Source organism: Microbispora hainanensis (genome assembly GCF_006874475.1).
Classification (GTDB): Bacteria; Actinomycetota; Actinomycetes; order Streptosporangiales; family Streptosporangiaceae; genus Microbispora; species Microbispora hainanensis.
The window spans coordinates 1-1,534 of record NZ_VIRM01000132.1 but is presented as its reverse complement, the minus strand read 5'-3'; the positions used below and the strand labels follow the sequence as shown (position 1 = coordinate 1,534).

The 1,534-nt window shown below is 67.9% G+C and carries 1 protein-coding gene; it reads right to left on the bottom strand.

From position 1 onward, the window contains the following. The coding region (locus tag FLX08_RS39800) for an Ig-like domain-containing domain (RefSeq protein WP_244313242.1) at positions 1-1,401 on the bottom strand (1,401 nt) is incomplete at its 3' end. Positions 1,402-1,534 lie beyond the last annotated feature (133 nt).

Here is a 1,534-nt window from a genome sequence, read left to right as displayed (position 1 = left end):
GCCGGCCATGACGTAGGGGGTGTCGGTGACCGCGGGCGAACCGGCCGTGTCGAAGGTGGTGACTTCCATGTCGGCGGCGAGGGGCAGCGTGACCGCCGACGCCACACGCACCGGATAGGAGGTGCCGGCATCGGCCAGGAAGGCCTGGTCCGGCGTGACCACCAGCTCCGTACGGCCGTTCTTGGTGACCACGTCCGTGCCGGCCCCGCCTCGCCTGGCCGGCAGGTCCCTGGCGCCGCCGTCCGACACCATCGGCCGGGTTCCCGCGGCGACCAGCCTCTTGTCGGTGCCTCTCAGCAGCAGCTGGCCGCCCTTGCCCTCCGACAGGGTCAGCCCCTCGTCTTCGACGCCGATCCGCAACTCCAGCGGCTTGGACGGCCGCTGCCGCAACACCACCTCATGCCGGAACCCCGTAGGCAACGCCGTCACCACCAGGTCGGCCCCCACACCGGCGGCGTCGGTGTAGGTGGCCACGCTGCCCTTGACGATCGGCTTGGGCAGCGGAGTCGGCCAGCGCAGCGCATACGACTTGCCATCGGCCGTCATCTTCACGAACGGATCCGTACCACCGGCGGAGAACTCCACGACCGTGCCCTCGGCCAGAATCTTGGGCCGCAGCTTGCCACCCTGTGCGGCCAACGCGGTGTCGACCGGCACCCATTTGCCGGCCTGCCTGGTCCGCACCGGACCGGCCGTCACCTCGGTCTTGAACGTCTTCCCGTCGGGCTGGGCGTAGGTGATGCTGGTCGCGGTCGTCTCGTCGGCGACCTCGACGGCCTTGCCCTGCTTGGCCGCCGCTTGGGAGGCGGCGACACGAGCCTGCGACGGCACGTTGGAGATCGCGTTCCCGCTCTTTCCGGCGATCCACGCCGCCGTCTCGTTCAGGCTCGCATCGTGGTCGTTGCCCGACGAGTCGGCAGCCGTGCGGCCGTCCCCCTCGTCGAACGTCCAACGGCCGGCTGCCTGGTCGACCGTCCGGAAGGACCACGAGTACGGCTCCATCGTGTTCTCCCACGCGTCGATCGCTTCCGACACCTCAACGGTGTACGTCGTGCCGGGGTGGAGCGGCTGCGCGGGAGTGAAGGTCGCGATCTTTCCGGTTGTGTCGAGCGCGGTGGTCCCCTGTACGTCAGTACCTTGAGCACTCTTCGCCGCGATGATCGGCCCGGCGATCTGTTCACTGAACGTAACTATGACCCGGGAATCCAGGGGGACGTCGGTAGCCTCGCTGACTGGTTCCGTCGTCCGCACGCGTGGCGGTGATGTGTCCTCGTCATCCACAGTATCGCTGTCGTCGCCATCACCGGGATAAGGCACGTTGGGGGAAAGCTTGTCGGTCCCGATCAAGGAGCCCTCACCGTCCCGGTGCTGTTCGGTGGCGGCTGCCAGTTCCTCGCTCATCGCCAGCGCATCACTCGATTCCGGTGTTTCAGGCACATAGATCGACCTCGTGAGGGCTTCCTCGTATTCGGGAATTGAGGTGAGCGGCTCACGCGAGGTGATGACGACCGTTTCCCGGCGGGGTGGTGCCGGC